General features: G+C 37.7%; 19 protein-coding genes and 2 tRNA genes. 15 read left to right on the top strand and 6 right to left on the bottom strand.

Features of this window, described 5'->3' with window-relative positions; translation table 11 throughout:
* From VJJ26_05515 to VJJ26_05465, 11 genes are all read left to right on the top strand, one after another.
* Positions 1-1,102, top strand: a 1,102-nt coding sequence (locus VJJ26_05515) for a hypothetical protein (GenBank protein ID HLC07607.1), incomplete at its 5' end; no start/stop codon positions are given.
* Positions 1,071-2,807 (top strand): BatD family protein, encoded by a 1,737-nt coding sequence (locus VJJ26_05510; GenBank protein HLC07606.1) that lies wholly within the window; start codon positions 1,071-1,073, stop codon positions 2,805-2,807. The genes VJJ26_05515 and VJJ26_05510, both read left to right, overlap by 32 nt.
* On the top strand, positions 2,777-3,520 hold the full coding sequence (locus VJJ26_05505) for a hypothetical protein (GenBank protein ID HLC07605.1): 744 nt from the start codon (positions 2,777-2,779) through the stop codon (positions 3,518-3,520). The genes VJJ26_05510 and VJJ26_05505 overlap by 31 nt, the downstream gene beginning before the upstream one ends.
* Positions 3,521-3,604: 84 nt before the next feature.
* Positions 3,605-4,582 carry a M23 family metallopeptidase gene (locus VJJ26_05500; protein HLC07604.1) on the top strand — a complete coding sequence of 326 codons (978 nt, stop codon included), beginning with the start codon at positions 3,605-3,607 and terminating at the stop codon, positions 4,580-4,582.
* 160 nt (positions 4,583-4,742) lie between these two features.
* Positions 4,743-5,717: a signal peptidase I gene (gene lepB / locus VJJ26_05495; protein HLC07603.1), complete on the top strand. Its 975-nt coding sequence runs from the start codon at positions 4,743-4,745 to the stop codon at positions 5,715-5,717.
* 110 nt (positions 5,718-5,827) lie between these two features.
* Positions 5,828-5,901: transfer RNA gene (locus VJJ26_05490), tRNA-Cys, on the top strand.
* Positions 5,902-5,912: 11 nt separating this feature from the next.
* Positions 5,913-5,999 (top strand) — tRNA-Leu (locus VJJ26_05485).
* 251 nt (positions 6,000-6,250) lie between these two features.
* Complete coding sequence (locus tag VJJ26_05480) at positions 6,251-6,523, top strand: HU family DNA-binding protein (protein HLC07602.1); 273 nt, start codon at positions 6,251-6,253, stop codon at positions 6,521-6,523.
* A 215-nt stretch (positions 6,524-6,738) separates the two neighbouring features.
* Positions 6,739-7,203 carry an FUN14 domain-containing protein gene (locus VJJ26_05475; GenBank protein ID HLC07601.1) on the top strand — a complete coding sequence of 155 codons (465 nt, stop codon included), beginning with the start codon at positions 6,739-6,741 and terminating at the stop codon, positions 7,201-7,203.
* A 13-nt stretch (positions 7,204-7,216) separates the two neighbouring features.
* The gene (locus tag VJJ26_05470; protein ID HLC07600.1) at positions 7,217-7,795 is read left to right on the top strand and encodes a hypothetical protein; all 579 of its coding nucleotides are present in this window, start codon (positions 7,217-7,219) and stop codon (positions 7,793-7,795) included.
* A complete protein-coding gene (locus VJJ26_05465) occupies positions 7,788-8,966 on the top strand; it encodes a GspE/PulE family protein (GenBank protein ID HLC07599.1) in 1,179 nt (392 codons plus the stop codon). The genes VJJ26_05470 and VJJ26_05465 overlap by 8 nt, the downstream gene beginning before the upstream one ends.
* 8 nt (positions 8,967-8,974) lie before the next feature.
* Here VJJ26_05465 and VJJ26_05460 read toward each other — a convergent pair whose 3' ends face one another.
* From VJJ26_05460 to VJJ26_05445, 4 genes are all read right to left on the bottom strand, one after another.
* On the bottom strand, positions 8,975-9,304 hold the full coding sequence (locus VJJ26_05460; GenBank protein ID HLC07598.1) for a HigA family addiction module antitoxin: 330 nt from the start codon (positions 9,302-9,304) through the stop codon (positions 8,975-8,977).
* 15 nt (positions 9,305-9,319) lie between these two features.
* Positions 9,320-9,601 (bottom strand): type II toxin-antitoxin system RelE/ParE family toxin, encoded by a 282-nt coding sequence (locus tag VJJ26_05455; protein ID HLC07597.1) that lies wholly within the window; start codon positions 9,599-9,601, stop codon positions 9,320-9,322.
* Positions 9,602-9,834: 233 nt separating this feature from the next.
* A complete protein-coding gene (locus VJJ26_05450; GenBank protein HLC07596.1) occupies positions 9,835-10,950 on the bottom strand; it encodes a hypothetical protein in 1,116 nt (371 codons plus the stop codon).
* 85 nt (positions 10,951-11,035) lie between these two features.
* Positions 11,036-11,860 carry a hypothetical protein gene (locus tag VJJ26_05445; GenBank protein ID HLC07595.1) on the bottom strand — a complete coding sequence of 275 codons (825 nt, stop codon included), beginning with the start codon at positions 11,858-11,860 and terminating at the stop codon, positions 11,036-11,038.
* Between the two features lie 130 nt (positions 11,861-11,990).
* Between VJJ26_05445 and sufC the strand changes: the two genes are divergently transcribed.
* Entirely contained in the window at positions 11,991-12,791 is an 801-nt protein-coding gene (gene sufC / locus VJJ26_05440; GenBank protein ID HLC07594.1) for a Fe-S cluster assembly ATPase SufC, read from the top strand.
* A 135-nt stretch (positions 12,792-12,926) separates the two neighbouring features.
* On the opposite strand, the gene VJJ26_05435 is transcribed toward sufC, so the two are convergent.
* Both VJJ26_05435 and VJJ26_05430 read right to left on the bottom strand, forming a co-directional pair.
* Entirely contained in the window at positions 12,927-13,721 is a 795-nt protein-coding gene (locus VJJ26_05435; protein ID HLC07593.1) for a hypothetical protein, read from the bottom strand.
* Complete coding sequence (locus tag VJJ26_05430) at positions 13,619-14,305, bottom strand: hypothetical protein (protein HLC07592.1); 687 nt, start codon at positions 14,303-14,305, stop codon at positions 13,619-13,621. The genes VJJ26_05435 and VJJ26_05430 overlap by 103 nt, the downstream gene beginning before the upstream one ends.
* Positions 14,306-14,461: 156 nt before the next feature.
* On the opposite strand from VJJ26_05430, the gene sufB reads away from it, so the two are divergent.
* The 3 genes from sufB to VJJ26_05415 all read left to right on the top strand — a co-directional run.
* Complete coding sequence (sufB, locus tag VJJ26_05425; GenBank protein HLC07591.1) at positions 14,462-15,823, top strand: Fe-S cluster assembly protein SufB; 1,362 nt, start codon at positions 14,462-14,464, stop codon at positions 15,821-15,823.
* Between the two features lies 1 nt (position 15,824).
* Positions 15,825-16,457 carry a SufD family Fe-S cluster assembly protein gene (locus VJJ26_05420; GenBank protein HLC07590.1) on the top strand — a complete coding sequence of 211 codons (633 nt, stop codon included), beginning with the start codon at positions 15,825-15,827 and terminating at the stop codon, positions 16,455-16,457.
* A gap of 173 nt (positions 16,458-16,630) precedes the next feature.
* The coding region (locus VJJ26_05415; GenBank protein HLC07589.1) for an aminotransferase class V-fold PLP-dependent enzyme at positions 16,631-17,384 on the top strand (754 nt) is incomplete at its 3' end.

Genomic DNA, 17,384 nt, shown 5'->3' with positions numbered 1-17,384 from the left:
TGTACGTCTTTGTGGTTCATGTTATAGATATTTTTTTGTATTTGCTTGTTTAGGTATATTTTCTTCAACACATCCATTCTCGTACGATTCTGCTATTTATGCTGCGCAAAAGGGTGATATAAAAGGGGCTGATGAACAACTCAAAAAAATTGTTGTTGATGCACCAGATAGCGCCGATGTTTTGTATGATGCAGGTTTTATTGCGCATGGACTTAATAATTTTAGTCAGGCAGTGGGATATTTTACTCGTGCGGCAGAATGTGCACATGACGATAAAGAGTTATGTTTTCGTGCACATTTCAATGCAGGTAATGCGTGCGTTGATAACAAGAATTTGCACTGTGCGCTTGAACAATACGATAAGGCGTTGGCGATAGAGCCGGATAATGAATATGCACATCACAATCGTGATCGTGTTGCGCAGATGTTACAAGAACAAGAAAAACAACAAGATCAGCAAAAAGACAAAGATCAAAAAGAAGACCAAAAAGATAATCAAGATAAGCAAAATGAAGATCAACAAAAGCAAGATGAGCAATCTGGTGATGGCAATGATCAAGAACAAAATGATGGTAAAAATGATCAGCAGCAAGGTAACGATCAGCACAAGCAGAATCAAAAAAATAATATATCAGATGGTCAATCAGATCAAAAGTCCAAGGGTGAGCAAGGAGATGACTCCGAGCAAGGTGACAACGACGCACAGAGAGAAAAGCAAGGGGATGCAGATAATAAGCAGCAAAAGTCCACCAAAAATAAAGAGCGGAATGGTGAACAAGATTTTAACAAAAAGCCGAACACTGCACAAAAAGATCGAGATAAACAGCAGGGTAAGGAACATGGTCAATCTACCGATAAACAAGATGGAACTAAAGATAAGACTAATGCAACATCTGGTGATAGGCAAGGGCAAGATACATCTTCTTCCGCGTCAGCGAATGCATCCTCAGAAGCTTTAGCGAAGGAGGATGCCTTAATAGATGATCCTTGGCTTGTGAGTATTTTGAATAACCAAGAATTGCGTGATAAGGCGGTTAATAAACAGTTAATGGAAGCAAAAGTTCGTCAACATGGTGGAAAAAATGGGCAAAATTGTTGGTAAATTTTTTATATGCTTTGTAAGTTGTGTAGTTATTTTTTTAGATGCGCGTGTTGCAATGGAAATTCGTACTGAAGGTGGAGCACAGAATCAGGTGATTGTTGGTCAACCATTTACGATTGATGTAATTGTAGATGATGTCTATGGATCAATTCAAGCACCAACTATTAAAGGCTTGCAGGGTTTTGTTACAAGACTTGCTGGTTCGTACGTGAGCTCTATTAATGGAAAATCAACAGCACGTTATTCATATCAAGTGCGCATTGATACTCTTGGGTCATATCTTCTTGGGCCGGCAGTTGTCACACATCAGCAACAAGAACTTGTTTCTAATCAGCTGCAGATTGCAGTTGTTAAAGATCTTGGGATTGCAGCACAAAAAAATAAAAGTAATGCTGAGACACAAACAAAGGCATTTTTACGATTGATGGTTGATACAGAAACTGTTGTTGTTGGGCAAAAAATGAGTTGCATGCTTCGTTTTTATTATCAAGATTCATCAATATCTTTGACCAACATTGGTGTTCCGGAATTATCAGGCTTTGCTATCAAGGAAACTAGTAAATTAGAAACGGGAGTTGCTGAAATTGATGGTTCACAATATCGTTATGCTCAGTGGCGATGGGATATGTATCCGACAAAGCCAGGAGAATTTATTATTCCTGCCTACAATGCTGATTATGAGATTCCAAGTAAGGATAATAATCACTTGTTGGGTGGGTTTTTATTCTTTATGAATAATCGCGTTGATCGCAAGCGAGTGTACTCCAATGCGGCTACGGTTAAAGTTTTGCCTCTGCCACACTTTGATGGTGAAGTTCATGCAGTAGGTTCTTTTGAGTATATTTCTGCCGCAATAAAACCTGGAATGGCAAAAGAAGGCGAAGGCATGGTGTTAACTCTCGAAATTGAAGGGGTTGGTAATTTACAAGCTATAGCAACGCCAAAGTTGAAAATGCCCAAAGCACTAAAATATTATGATTCGAACAGTGCGATTATTCTATCAACACATGCTGATGAATTGCCAAAGAAAAGATTTGAATTTATTGTGCAAGGAATGCAGTGCGGAGAGTGTGAAGTTCCAGAACAACTCTTTACGTATTTTGATGTCGAAAGAAACGCATATGTAACATTGCGTACTTCTCCACTTGCTGTATCGATTATGCCCGGTGTTACGAGCGCAAAAAAAGATACAACACCGGTTGTTCATGTTGCCAAAACACCTGTGGCGATTGAAGATGATATTGCGGATATTAATATGGTTGGACAGTGGTATCCTGTTGCGCAACGACAACCATTACCGTGGTGGTTGTTTGAACTATTGTTTTTAATACCATGTTTTTACATTGGTTATCCAATAGTACTAGAAAAGTTTATTGTGTTGAGTGGTAGTTCTGCGCGTTTAGTGCGTAGACGTGCATTCAAGCAAGCTCGTAAAAAAATAATGTATTGCATAGAAAATAATGATACCCGAATGCTGCATTCTACTTTTATGCAATTATTGCAACAATGCAGTCAAACCTCTGAGATCTGTTCTATCGCAACTATGTTGCGTGTGCGCAACATGTCAGATGAACATATTAATCAATGGAATGGATTTTTTGAGCGTATTACGCATGCTGCATACGCGCAATCAGATAATAAAAATGCCGATGAACTTTGTAGGATGGCAAAGCAATGGTTAGAACGCTTAGAAAAAATTATATAACATTGTTTTTTATGTGTGTATTTGTTATGTCAGCAGCTTTTGCTGGTAGTGATGAAGAATTTTTTTTACGTGGTAATAAATATTACGCACAAAAAGATTACGATAATGCATTCCATGCATACGATATGATGAGTAAAAAGGGCCGTGCTGTTTTGTATAACATGGGTAACTGCCTGTTTTATAAAGAAGACTATTCGCGTGCGCTTGTGTATTGGTCACGTGCGCAAGTGGGTGCAACGCCGCATGAGTATGATCTTATTATGCGCAATAAAGACCATGCTTTAAAAAAAATAGGTAAACAAAAAGAGCAATCACTCTGGCACAATGCTATAGAACGTGCACAATCGCCATTGTTGTATGTGTCTTTATTCTTTTTACAGCTCTTTTTCCTTATGTGTTGGTGGTTTTTTATTTTTGTAATGCGTAAAAAACAGACAGGAATACGAAAAATAGCACAAAATTGTGTGTGCCTTGTTATATCAATTTTTGCTGTGGTGCTAGGAACGCATTATATGCAACACAATACAAATCAGGCAATTGTTGTGAAGAAAGAATCAATGCTTTTTGCTGGGCCCGATAAGAGCTTCCACGTACTTTCGCCCGTTGTGTATGCTGATTGTGCAAGGGTGAAAGAAACAAGAGAAGGGTGGTATAAAATTCAATATGCTGATATGATTGGCTGGGTTGAAGCAGATGTCATTCAAATTATATAATATAACCCATAACTTATAGCACATATGTTTGATAAACGTTTTCCCTTTGTTTATTCAGTATTATTTAGTTTTTTTGCGAGTATCATGATTGTCATTATGATACTTCTTTTTGTTGAATATCGTTTTTTTTGTAATCAAGTTCGCCAGTTGTCTTTGCTCAAACAACAATATGCCGAATATATTGATGTGTTGCACAAGAAAATGAACGACGATGTCGAAGAGCATAGCGATTCGGTTAAGGAAATGGATGATGCTGCAGAAGATGCTGTGCAAGAGCTGTATGAAGTTCCAGAAGAAATGACAGAAGAATCGCACATTATTATGGATGAAATATCTGCAGCAGAAAGCAGCGATGCTCCTGACAATGATGATGACTATGTTGATGATTCTTTTGTGGTAATTAATAGACATCCTGATTATCTTAAACAATCAACATTAGATTATATGGAATCACAAGAACTTAATGCGTTAATGACTGCAATTGATATTGATCGCTGGTCTGATTACACAGAATCATCCTATCCAAAAATTACAGAAAATAAGTCTCCACGTAGTGCTCAACAACAAAAAAAACAAACTTCTATTAAACCTGTTGTAGTGCAAAAAAAAGAAAAAAAAGTTAAGACAGTTCGTCGACCCATCAAAGAATGTGGATTTATCTGGCCAATTGATGCACATAAATTTTGGTTAAGTTCATTGTTTGGTCCACGCAAACGCATTGATGGAGCCTGGGGGTTTCATCATGGCATTGACATGGCAGCGGTAAAAGGAACTGCTGTGCATGCAGTGCGTGCAGGAGTTGTTGAAGAAGCTTCTTTTCAGGCGGGGTATGGTAACACCGTTGTTATTAAACACACAGGGGCAATAAAAACGCGGTATGCACATTTGCACGCTATTCGTGTGTATGTTGGACAAAAAGTAAAACAGGGAACAATGGTTGGTACTGTTGGAGAAACAGGATTTGTAAGGAAAAAAGGTAAAGATGGTTCGCATCTTCATTTTGAAGTATATGAACATGGCAAGCGCATTAATCCGATGCATTGTTTACCACGAATGACATGATAGAAAACATAAGAGTTTGTTCCTGATCTAATTCTTTTGCGCTCATCCTGAACTTGTTGAAGGATCAGGCGCGCTTAATTCTTCAACAAGTTCAGAATGAGCGCGGTGAGCCCAGATGTATGGATAGGAATAAACTCTAAAATAGTATAAAGGAATTAGAATGGCTCAACAAAAGCATCACAAAAAACAAGGTTTATTCGCGCAGATTTCAGAATTCGCTTTTTTATTACTCATCGTTTTTTTGATTCGTACGTTTGGATTTGGGTTGTACCAAGTTCCAACAGGATCGATGGAAACAACTATATTAGTAGGGGAACGTTTTTTTGCAGATAAATTTTCCTATAATTTTAGAAAACCACGACATGGTGAAATTATAGCATTCAATGATCCTAGTTTTAAGTATTCAACTAATTCAGCAAAAAAACTTTTTGAACGTTATGTGTGGGGTCCGTCAAATTGGACAAAACGTGTTATTGGGGTTCCCGGTGATGTTATTCGTGGAGTTATTGAAGATGGCAAACCTGTTGTGTATCGTAATGGTGAAAAAATAAATGAGCCATATATTAATGCATATCCATTGATTCATGTATATCGTCAAGATCCTGATATTTTAATGCAACGCATACAAGACGAGATACAAAAAGTATCCCGTGGTTATAAAGTTGATAAATCTGCAGTTAATGATTATATTACGCAGCGTTTGAAGCAAGAAGCAACGTGGCGATCATATGACTCAAGTGTAGCCTACGATCAACAACCGTTTTATGATTTGAATGAAAAACGTATTGTCCGTGATAAAGAGGGAAATCCTCAAATGCTCGTTCCCGGAGCACCATTAGAATCAAAAAATGGTAAAACTACACCTGATGAAGCAAGCAATAATTGGAACAGATCAGATGTCTTTTATATCAAACTTGGTACAGGTGAATATTGGTGCATGGGGGATAACAGATTAGGAAGTCATGATTGTCGCTTCTTTGGTCCAATTAAAGAAGGAGAAATTCATGGCAGAATTATTTTCCGTATTTGGTCAATTGATAGTGATGAATCATGGTGGATTGTTGATTTAATTAAGCATCCAATTAATTTCTGGCAACGTGTGCGCTGGAGCAGGTTTTTCCAAATAATGAGTTGAGCAGTTCTTTCACCAGTGCGAGCTATTGAGGTTAAAAAGCTTGCAGAATACGTATTTTATGCTACATTTAAAATGTCTTATGAATTGGTTTAATTGAAATATTTGTGTGTGGCGGCATAGCCAAGTGGTAAGGCACGGGTCTGCAAAACCTTGATCCCCGGTTCAAATCCGGGTGCCGCCTCCAAAAATGGTGTTGCCGGGATGGCGGAATAGGTAGACGCAAGGGACTTAAAATCCCTCGAGTGTAAACTCGTGCCGGTTCGAGTCCGGCTCTCGGCACCAAACTTTTTACCCCACTATCGCTGAAGCTAGCGTGGGGACCCCGTAAAGAGGGATCAAAAAAAGAATGTCCTTGTATTCAACGGGTTTTACCCCGTTTGGATGTCCGCAATAAAAAAGAGTTTTTAGTAGGTAGAAAAAGATCAGTAAAAAAATTACTTGACAACACATACTCCTATGGCTAGTTTACAGATAGTACTCGTTTTGTTTTTTGTTTGCTTTGCCATGGGTCAATAAGTAAAGGATGTTTTATTATGAACAAGGCAAAGTTAATCGAATCAATGGCTAAATCAACTAAGCAGTCAAAAGCAGCATGTAAAGAAATGCTAGAAGCATTTCTTTCTTCTGTTAGTGGTGCGTTGAAACAAGGAAAACAGGTAGTTCTCACAGGATTTGGTACTTTTTCAGTAATGAAAAGAAAAAGTCGTGTTGGAATTAACCCCGTGACTCGTCAAAAAATGACAATTGCTGCGAAAAAAGTTCCAAAGTTCAAACCAGGCAAAGCGTTGAAAGCTATGATTAAATAAGCTTATTTGTTTGGCAATCTTTAAAAGAAGCGTCTCCGGACGCTTCTTTTTTTTGATTTAGTTGCTTTTTCTTGATTGTAAGGCTTTTGTGCCGTTATACTTAAACTAGAAATGTAAGAAATATAGAAAAACTCCCATAAATACTTTTGTCCCCAGCTTTGTTTCTCTCGCCGGGGGACCTTGTGCGAAGAGTAGCGGAGCATGGGGCTAAGAGAGTGGTGTTAGAAACATGGGGTAAAACAGAAAGGAAGGATTTTATGCTTACTGAAGGACAAGTTCCACAAATTGATATTCAAGTTCAACAACCAGGACTTATTGAATCACTGAAGAATGCGGTACAGCCAGAAACAATAGCCAATAAGCTCGGTATGGATAAAAACACCCTGGTTGATATTGGTATTTGTGGGGCAATTGGTTTTATTACAGGGTTTCTCATCAAAAAATACAGTGAATACTTTATAGCATTAGTTCTTTTGATTGTAGGGCTTGTTGTGTTGCAGCAGTTTGAGTATGTTGCAGTTTCTTTTAATGTTTCAAAAATACATGAAATGCTTGGTTTGCAATCTATGCCTGCGGTAGGGGATGGATATGGTGCACTCTTATTAGAGTGGACAAAATCCAATATTCCAGGAACAGCAAGTTTAGTGGTAGGTTTTCTTGTTGGATTGAAAGTTGGATAATTAAAGGAAAGTAATGGAAATAAAAAGGGATTTTGAAGTAGGGTTTTTACGTGTCTTAGTAGAATTAAAATGTATTACGGCAGAAGATGCAGTAAAGCTACTTGCAACGTATCATGAATCAGATGTTGATCAATTTGATGAATTTTTGTTGAGTGAAGGTGTTGTTGAAAAAGAGCAACTGCTCGAAGCGTTGTCTGAATATTACCAAGTTCCCTCATTTGATGTTGTGGGATATTTTTTTGAAACACATCTTGTGCGTATGTTTGACAAAGATATGTTACTGAGAAATGAAATTATACCTTTGCAGGTTGATGAAAACATGATGATAGTGATTGCAGCCGATCCTAGTAATCCAGAGCTTTTGTTTGAAATTGGTGAAAATGTTTCGTATGACATTCGTTTTTATGTTGGTGTTGCGCGCGATATTTGTGATGCAGTAAAAGAGTATTACGATAAAGCAGATACGCAAGATTCTCAAGATCAAAATATTCGAGAAGAACAAATCTTGATGGGAGAATTTATCATACTAGACGATGAAGATGCGGACAGTGCGTATCCTCTTGATAATGATGAGGAGGATTCTTTTGAGTAATAAGGCAGATGTTATAGATGATCAATCAATTGTTTCCCGCGTGCAGGCGCTGCTTGATGATGCAATTAAACATAGAGCATCTGACATTCATCTTGAGCCAACGCGTGATGAATTACGTGTTCGGTTCCGTATTGATGGTATTTTGATTGATCAAAGATCATTTTCTGCTCAGCTGAGTTCAGCAATCATTGCTCGTTTAAAAATTTTAGCCTCTCTCAGTAGTACCGAGCGTAGAATTCCACAAGACGGTAAATTTCACGTAATGCATGAAGGCAACGAAATTGATGTGCGAGTTTCTACGTTTCCGTGTTTGTATGGCGAAAAAATGGTTGTTCGTATTTTGAATCGCGCATTGCAAACAATTACGCTAGAAAGTCTTGGTTTTGAACCTACTATGCTCACAAGATTTAAACAATTATTGGAACGGCATAGTGGTTTTTTTTTGGTCACTGGGCCAACTGGGTCTGGTAAAACAACAACGCTCTATGCAGCCCTTTCTTTTCTACACAGTTCCGAACGTAATATTGTCACGTTAGAAGATCCTGTTGAATATTCCTTACATGGCATAACACAAGCACAAATAAACGTTCCTGCAGGGTTTACGTTTGAAAAAGGGATACGTTCTCTTGTTCGTCAAGATCCTGATATTATCATGGTGGGAGAAATTAGAGACAAAATTACCGCACGCATTGCCATTGAAGCAGCGCTGACGGGGCACCTTGTACTCAGTACACTGCACACTGCTGATGCACCAAGTGCAATCATGCGTCTTATGGATATGGGAATTGAACCATTCCTACTCAATGCAGCACTATCTGGCATTTTAGCGCAGCGCTTGGTGCGAAAATTATGCGTTGATTGTCGTACAAGTCGTGCTGCAACAGTGGAAGAAAAAAAACTTTTAAAAAAACTTGGTATAGATAGCAATACGGTATACGAATCTTCTGGATGTGCAGCGTGCGATAATCTTGGCTACAAGGGTAGAGTTGGTATATTTGAATTGCTAGAAATTTCACCAGCGCTACGTGCTTTGATTATAGCTAATCCACAATTTGCTGATATATATAACCAAGCTCTTGCCGATGGCATGCAGATACTACAAGAAGATGGCGCGCATAAAGTTAAAGAAGGTATTATTTCTTTAGCTGAATATGCGCGCGTTATTTTGTAATTATCTGTCTACCGTTTTTGATATAAAGAAGTTTCTTGTATTATTTCTGAGTAGGGCTTAATTTTGGCGATTTTTTTAACCAATTCTCGCTTAGCATCAAGAAGTTCATAGGACAACTGTAACCGTAAAAAATATCCTTCGGACAGTCCAAAAAATTTACACAGTCGTAAATCGGTGTCTGCTGTAATACTTCGCTCTCCTCGTACAATGGCATGGATTCGATTTGCTGGAACGTGAATGGCCTTTGCTAAAGCATTTTGGCTCATGCTTAATTCATCAAGAAATTCAAATTTTAGGATTTCTCCAGCATGAGGATTGTGCACTATTTTTTTAGTCATACATTCACCATTTTTTTAATGATAATCAACAATTTCAACGTTATATGCTCCATCATTTTTCCAAACAAAACAAAGTCTCCATTGCTGATTAATCCGTATGCTCATCTGACCTCGTCTATTACCTCTCAGAAGTTCTAAATTGTTACCTGGTGGATTTTTTAAATCCTCAAGAGTATTGGAGGCATCTAATTGTCTCAACTTTCGCAAAGCTCGCTCCTGAATATCAGTAGGAAACTTAGAAGAATAAGCACCATCCCATATCTTTTTCGTTTCTTTGCAATTAAAGGACTTAATCATTAGAACTCTTAGTTTTTTAAGATACTCATAATATCATATATTGTATTTAGCGTACTTTAGTACGTGATACATATCAAGGGTTGTTTTCCAGAGTTTGATGACATATAACAAAGCTCTTGCCGATGGTATGCAGATACTACAAAAAGATGCGCGCATAAAGTTAAAGAAGGTATTATTTCTTTAGCTAAATACGCGCGCGTTATTTTGTAAAAAATTGTAAGTGAGATGCTGCATTAAAATAATCTGTTTGCTACACCTATTTGTCTGTCTCGTACAACATAAAAAGGATTTTTTTCTTTTTTAAGATTGTGCTCCAAAACAAGGCGACTCATATCGGGGGAGTTATTACCAGGTTTATAGGAGCTGTTTGTGTGATACAGTAGGTTGTAACCAATTGTATCAAGAATTCCGGTTCTCTCTCTTGACCGATGTTTTTTGATCAGATTTTTTTCTTGTAATTCTTCTTCTGTTTCATACATCTGTTTATTGCCAATCTTGGAAAGTCTATTGTTGAAACTTTCTAAGGTCTCCCGTCTTCTATTTCTTTCTAGTTCGGTTTCTGCTTGAGGTAATGCTTGTATCTTTTCAATTTCTCTTAATATTGATTCTGCTCCACCATTAAGACGACTGAACATTCCAGGCGTTTCATGAAATTGTTTTACTTGGCCATCAAGTTTTTGATGCTGATCAAAGGTTAATTGTACATTGCAGCAACCAAAAAGATTAAGTTTTGTATTACTAGAGGAAGAAAGGTAGTGCACTGGTATGAGAGGTACTGGGTATCTTAGTTGTTCAATTTTACGCTGGGCAGAGTTTAGCATACATTCATTTCTTGTTTGCCAATCCATCCATGATTGCCTATTTTCGGGCGTTAAATCGACACCACCAAGTAGAGGAGAAAGATTTTCCATTTCCTGGCGTAACTGTCTATGTACGGTATTATTGATATTTTCCTGAATAATAGGAAGCGTGTCTTCTGTCCAGTCGGTAAACGTTTGCGCATCCTGTGGATTTTTCTTTGAATTTGGAATTAAAATTTTGATTGGTACAAGGGGCCAGTTGTGTTGGGCTGGAATGCCGGCTTTGTTGAGGGCTGCAATGCAAGCATTATTACCAAAACCTACCGTTACATCATCGTCAAGTTCTATTGTTCCCCTAAGGACTTCTTTGTGGGAACTATGTTTATAAGGACTCTCCATGATTGCTTCAATTTTGCGTTTTTTGTTAGGCTGAGCCATAGCACTATCTGTCATTGGATGCGATGCTCGTTTCATACCAATAATAGCAAAATTAGCGGTTAAAAGTGGCAGTAGCAGCGCATATAAAGCTTTTTTTGTTATATTTTTCACGGGATTTTCCTTGCCTGTGAAGGGTTATTATAAATCTTATTTGTATTTTTATACTAACACAATATGTTTTATTATGCAAAAGGGGTTACTTGGGTGGGATTTTAGGAAAAATATGCTGCTTATTCCATTTTTCACTTTGTTGCTTGATTCCCAGTTGCCGATTCATAACGAACCAAAATTTGCTGTTGTTATATGCTTTTGTTCGTTTTTCAATCATTGATTGTTCAATATTTGTGCAGCCTTTTTTACCATTTTCATAGATAAATTGTGGACACTTGCATATTAGAATATTACAACGTGGGTTCTCTTTTTTTGTTAGTACATTGGCAGCAGCGAGTTTATTTTTTTCTGTTTGAGAAAGATATATGGTTGGGTATCTATAAAACCTTTCCGTTACACGATTGTATCGCTCAGCAAAGGTTACTTTCTTGCTATCAAATGTTGCTTCATTACCGCCGAACGTTGCTTCCACAGGAAAACCATGAATAATGAAATTAATTGTGGATCCATTTGAACAATTGTAAGCCAATCGAGCGGGTAATGCTGAGGGAAGAATAAGGCTTTCTATCACTACAGCTTTGGGAAGTTGTTCTGCAAAAGAGAGATTTTGATTTGTAAGAAGTTTTGTTTCATATTCTCTGATCACAGTTGGCACATTTTTTGTCCAATCAAGAGTAGATCCATTTTTTTCTTTAACAATTGCTATAATGGGGAGCATTGGATCTTCTTCACATGAAGTAATTCCTATTGTGCTTGCATGTTCGTGTCTATTTTGTGTTTGATAAAAAGCAGAAATTTTATCGGGATTTATGAGAATTCTTACCTGAATAGTGGGACGATCCATGCTCACGATGATACAATTGAAAAGTAAGCACGATAAAGCAACTATATTTTTTCTTATGGTTTTCATAATACCGTATTCTTTCATATGTAATAAATATCTTATTGGATTTTTTATTCAAGGTATCATATTATGTGGTATAGGTCAAAATAGCAAAGAGTATTTGTATTAGAAATAGTTATATATTAACTAGAATAAAATGCTTCTTTCAATGCATGGTGCTTCTTGTTATACTAATTTCATGGAAAAAAGCGCACTTTTATCAATTAATAACATTTCTGTTTCAGTTCTAGATAAACCAGTACTTTATGATATTGCTTTAGATGTTAATGCAGGGACCATTCATGCCGTTATGGGTCCCAATGGATCTGGCAAGAGCACGTTGGCGTATGTGCTTATGGGGCATCCAGGTTATGCTATAACATCTGGATCTGTGCTGCTGAATGGAGTAAGTATTGCGGATATGCCAATTCATGAGCGGGCAAAAAATGGTTTATTCCTTGCATTTCAGCATCCGTGTGAAATACCGGGAGTTTCTGTTGCTTCTTTTTTAAAAGAGGCGTACATGGCAGTAACGGGCAAACATATAGCCGTTACTGATTTCCAAACATTGCTTTTGGAGCGTTGTGCTCAGCTCAACATAGACTCTTCTTTTATTGCCAGAAGTCTTAATGTTGGTTTTTCTGGTGGTGAAAAAAAACGATTTGAACTTTTACAACTTCTTATATTGCGGCCAAAAATTGCCATTCTTGATGAAATTGATTCTGGTTTGGATATTGATTCGCTCAAAATTGTTGCACAGGGCATTGAGCTTGCACGTAAAGAAAATCCCGATATGAGCATTCTGCTTATTACTCATTACCAAAGAATTTTGAATTACATTGTTCCTGATCATGTTCATGTGTTGTGTGATGGGCGCATAGTACTTTCTGGCGATGCAACCGTTGCGCACACATTAGAAGCTCAGGGGTATGATGGTTTTAAAACCATAACTATCTAAGAGAGAATGTGAGAAATGAATGAACATGAAAATGTTCAAAGAAGACTGCGCACATAAAGTTAAAGAAGAAGTTATTTCTTTAGCTAAGTATGTGCGCGTTATTAGTTAGTTTTTAGGCAAGCATAAACTTTTTTTTTATTTGTAAAGGCGATTAATAAGTTCTTTATTGAGTTCATAACTCGAAGTAACTTTGGATACAGTTAGATTTTCATCAGTAAAACTTTCTTGTAAAAAACAAGATTCATTGTTGTTGCCAGTAGGAACGATATAGCCTTTTCGTATTACTTCCTGTATTAGTTGATAGCGTGACTGTTCAGGTATGATGTATTTGTTTTTATTATAAGTAAATATAACTAGCGTAAATAGTCCGGGAGACATTCTATTTTCAAGAAATGAATTTGGATGGAAATACAAGTGTATGCCATTCACAAGCAGGGCATAACCTCCCTTTCCTTTTGTGAAATATTTGGCAGGTATTATCTTGAGACCTGTTTCTTTATGTAAAGTACCAGAATAAATCACAAGATCATCTGGTTGTATGTCTCTAAGGCCAGCTTCTTGAAGTTTTTCGATTAATGTAGCATCACATAAACCCATGAATGGAACTCTACCGCGGCCACATTTATCTTGTAGAGCGTAAATGGAGTGAATTTCTTGTGTTTTGCCTCTCTTGAAAGCATCATATACTGCCGATCCATAAGTAGGGTAAAAACACCCATCATCAAAATACTTTATCTCAAAAACTTTGTTTCCATTTATTCCTTCTACAAGAAGTTCTGTATTGTCGTCTTTCGCAAAAGAGATGGATGTTGCATCTAACGAATGGGCTACCTTGATAGTATAGTGATGTACAATATCCTGTTGTCGATAATAACAGTAGTGGAAGCTGGTCGGCCTTGGAGAGCAGATTGCTTCAATAGCCGAGCACAATAGTTTCCATTATTAGAAACTATAAGTTTACCAAAGTCCCCGCAAATCTGGCCTAAATCACCATTAATTTGATACTGAGACATTTTTTTTGTTCCAAGATCAAATACTGCTACAAGAAGCCCAGGAGTTCTGCCCAGAGGGTAAAAATGATCAGAATTAAGTTCATCATCATGACTATATTGAGCAAAAATGGCTTTTGATCCGTCATTAGAAAATGCGCTATCTATTGCGTTATAAACCGAGCAACGTCTATCTGGAGTGGGAAGATCGTGGTCCCAAGAATCATATTTTTTATAGCTTCTTTCTCCATAGTTGCTATAAACAGTTTCGGGTTTCTGACTTTTAAAGTATGCTTTTGTCTTTATTCCGTCACAGTAACTTTTGGCTACTGCAAAAATGAAAAAATCATTCTCTATTTCTCTCAGGGTGCGACACTGAGGAGTAAATTTTAATTTTGGTTCTTTATTCACATGAGTTGTGAGTTGTTTTTCCAGTTCCATTGGTGCATCCATTCCAAAAGCTGCAGTGTAAAGAATGATGGAAGTGCATAATACAGAGAAGATGTTTTTTGATGAGAATTTCATACGATCCTTTATTTTTGTTGTTTTTCCTGTGCGACACCCTACTACAATTTTTTATTTTTTAGAAGAATTATTTGGAGGGAAAATAGAGAATGTGTTTAAGTTGTTTGATGGAAAATCAGTCTTTCCCTACATAATGTTTCTTGTTATACTAAATACATGGAAAAAACATTAATTCCTCATTTTGTTTTTAGGGCCACCAAAGGTCTCAACAGACAAATCGTTATCGAAATCTCTCAAAAAAAAAACGAACCAGCATGGATGATGGATTTCCGTCTTGCTGCACTGGAGATTTTTGAACAAAAGCCGATGCCTCAATGGGGGGCCGATCTGACAGATCTTGATCCAGATGACATTTATTACTACATCAAACCTATTGCAGAACAGCACACGCAATGGTCCGATGTACCAGAAAAAATCAAAACAACATTTGAAAAGTTGGGTATTCCGCAAGCAGAACAGAAGTTTTTAGCTGGTGTTGGTGCGCAGTTTGATTCAGAGGTTATTTATAAAAATTTAAAAAAGCGTTGGGTAGATCAAGGCGTTATTTTTTCTGATATGTCTACTGCACTACGCGATCACGAAGATCTTGTTAAAAAATATTTTTCTACCATAATTCCTCCGCATGATAATAAATTTGCTGCACTTAATTCTGCTGTGTGGAGCGGTGGCAGCTTTGTATACGTCCCTGCAGGAGTACGTATTGATATGCCGCTGCAGGCATATTTTCGGATTGATTCATCACAAATGGGCCAATTTGAGCGTACGCTGATTATTGCAGAGCCGGGCAGTTTTGTGGAATATGTTGAAGGGTGCAGTGCGCCAATCTATAAAAAAAATTCCTTGCACAGTGCCGTTGTAGAGCTTGTTGCATTGCCTGGAGCACACATCAGGTACACAACCATCCAAAACTGGTCGAATAATGTGTACAACTTGGTAACAAAGCGTGCAGTTGCGCATAAAGATGCGCGCGTTGAATGGGTTGATGGTAATTTTGGCAGTAAAGTTACCATGAAATATCCATGCATTGTGCTCAAAGAACCGGGCGCAAAAGGATCAATTATTTCGCTTGCAGTTGCAGGACGTGGTCAACATCAAGATTCTGGTGGTAAAATTATCCACTGCGCGCCGCATACAACATCAAATATTATTGCCAAATCGATCAGTAAAGATGGTGGCCGTTCAAGTTATCGTGGATTGCTGAAGGTTATCAAGGGTGCGCATCATGTGCAATCAAAAGTACAGTGCGACGCTCTTATTTTTGATGATATCTCCCAAACGGATACGTATCCAACAATTGATGTTCGTGAAGATCAAGTGGATATTGGGCACGAAGCGTCAGTGAGTAAAGTAAGTGATGAACAACTGTTTTATTTACAATCACGTGGATTAAGCGAACAGTTAGCGCGTGCATTAATTGTAAATGGTTTTATTGATGCATTTGTGCAGTTGTTGCCGATGGAATATGCGGTGGAAATTAATCGTCTTATTGCAATGGAAATGGAAGATTCAATTGGATAACATGGTGTGCGAGTATATTGTTGGTGAAAATCAACACAAAAAATATGTTTTTTTGATTGATGAAGGCAGCGCTATGCGTGATAAGCACATTCGCTTTTGTGTGGAACGTAATGCAGCACTTGTTGTTGAAATTCTTGTTGTACACGCTGATGTTCATGTGAATATTGATTGCATATTGCAAGGAGAAGGTGCAGATGCGCGTATTGTTGGCGCATATATTGGGAGCGCTTCGCATAGAATACAAATCACAAGCTTTCAACATCATCAAGTTCCCCATACATCAAGTGTATTGGTAATGAGGGGAGCGTTGTATGGTAGTGCGCAGGCACAGTACCATGGAACAATCCGTGTCGATAAAAAAGCGTGTGGGACTAATGCATCACAAGAAAATAAAAATATGTTATTGAGTAATAATGCTCGTGCATTATCAGTGCCAAACTTAGAAGTTTTAACCAATGATGTTAAATGTTTCCACGCAAGCGCAATTGGTAGGTTTGATGATGAACAGTTGTTTTATGCTGCGTCACGTGGTATTGATGAAAAAACAGCGCAGCAACTTTTGTTGAATGCTTTTTTTGCGGATTTGTTTGTGAGTGATGAGTTGAGAGAGAAACTTTCAGAGATAATTGGGTGAAATATCCGTACCCTTCGATACTTTTTTGCAAGCAAAAAAACTCAGGGCGAGCGGACCTAGAATTGGAATTTTTATATGGAGTTGATTTGTCCTCCCCCGCTCGTCCTGAGTGCCCCGAAGGGGTGTATCGAAGTATGCGGGGTACAAAGGGAGTGAACAGTTAAGGATAGATTATGAGTAATAATTTTAAAAAATTACGAGCTGATTTTCCTATTTTATCACAAAAAATTAATGGATATCCTTTAGTTCCTTGTGATAATGCCTCAACCACGCATAAACCCCAATCAGTTATTGATGCTGTTGTGCAATTTTATACAACCACAAATGCCAATATTTATCGTGGTATTCATCTTTTTGCAGAGCAAGCTACGCAATTGTATGAAAATGCACGTAAAAAAGTCGCAGATTTTATTGGTGCACATGCATCAGAAATTGTTTTTACTCGCGGATGTACTGCGGGCATTAACTTTGTCGTTGCAACATGGGGAGATATGCATATAAAAGCAGGTGATGAAATTGTTATGACAGAACTTGAACATCACGCAAATTTATTGCCATGGCAACGTCTCGCACAAAAAAAAGGTGCAGTACTCAAATTTATTCCTATTTTTCCTGATGGATCGCTTGATCTTTCGCAGTTAGATTCCATTATCACGAACAAAACAAAGATGGTTTCTGTGATTCATGTATCTAATGCTGTCGGCACACATGTTGATATTGCAACTATCATCGCACGTGCACAAGCGGTTGGCGCATGCGTACTTATTGATGCTGCACAATCGGTACCACATCAAAAAATTGATGTGCATCAGTTGGGTTGTGATTTTCTAGTTTTTTCAGGACACAAGATATTAGGACCAACGGGAATTGGTGTTTTATATATTAAAAAAGAGTTACATGCTGAACTTCCGCCATATGAAGTTGGTG

The sequence above is a fragment of the Candidatus Babeliales bacterium genome, from assembly GCA_035288105.1.
In the GTDB taxonomy this organism is placed as follows: domain Bacteria; phylum Babelota; class Babeliae; order Babelales; family Vermiphilaceae; genus SOIL31.
This window is presented reverse-complemented; position numbering and strand designations above follow the sequence as displayed.

Bases quoted from the DNA above. Each gene is read 5' to 3' on its own strand.
- VJJ26_05480 (HLC07602.1), top strand. From the start codon at position 6,251: ATGAACAAGGCAAAGTTAATCGAATCAATGGCTAAATCAACTAAGCAG.
- VJJ26_05455 (HLC07597.1), bottom strand. From the start codon at position 9,601: ATGATTAAGTCCTTTAATTGCAAAGAAACGAAAAAGATATGGGATGGT.
- VJJ26_05510 (HLC07606.1), top strand. From the start codon at position 1,071: ATGGTGGAAAAAATGGGCAAAATTGTTGGTAAATTTTTTATATGCTTT.
- VJJ26_05505 (HLC07605.1), top strand. From the start codon at position 2,777: ATGGTTAGAACGCTTAGAAAAAATTATATAACATTGTTTTTTATGTGT.
- VJJ26_05420 (HLC07590.1), top strand. From the start codon at position 15,825: ATGGTGTGCGAGTATATTGTTGGTGAAAATCAACACAAAAAATATGTT.
- sufB (HLC07591.1), top strand. From the start codon at position 14,462: ATGGAAAAAACATTAATTCCTCATTTTGTTTTTAGGGCCACCAAAGGT.
- VJJ26_05470 (HLC07600.1), top strand. From the start codon at position 7,217: ATGGAAATAAAAAGGGATTTTGAAGTAGGGTTTTTACGTGTCTTAGTA.
- VJJ26_05445 (HLC07595.1), bottom strand. From the start codon at position 11,860: ATGAAAACCATAAGAAAAAATATAGTTGCTTTATCGTGCTTACTTTTC.
- VJJ26_05460 (HLC07598.1), bottom strand. From the start codon at position 9,304: ATGACTAAAAAAATAGTGCACAATCCTCATGCTGGAGAAATCCTAAAA.
- lepB (HLC07603.1), top strand. From the start codon at position 4,743: ATGGCTCAACAAAAGCATCACAAAAAACAAGGTTTATTCGCGCAGATT.
- VJJ26_05430 (HLC07592.1), bottom strand. From the start codon at position 14,305: ATGAAATTCTCATCAAAAAACATCTTCTCTGTATTATGCACTTCCATC.
- sufC (HLC07594.1), top strand. From the start codon at position 11,991: ATGCTTCTTTCAATGCATGGTGCTTCTTGTTATACTAATTTCATGGAA.
- VJJ26_05500 (HLC07604.1), top strand. From the start codon at position 3,605: ATGATTGTCATTATGATACTTCTTTTTGTTGAATATCGTTTTTTTTGT.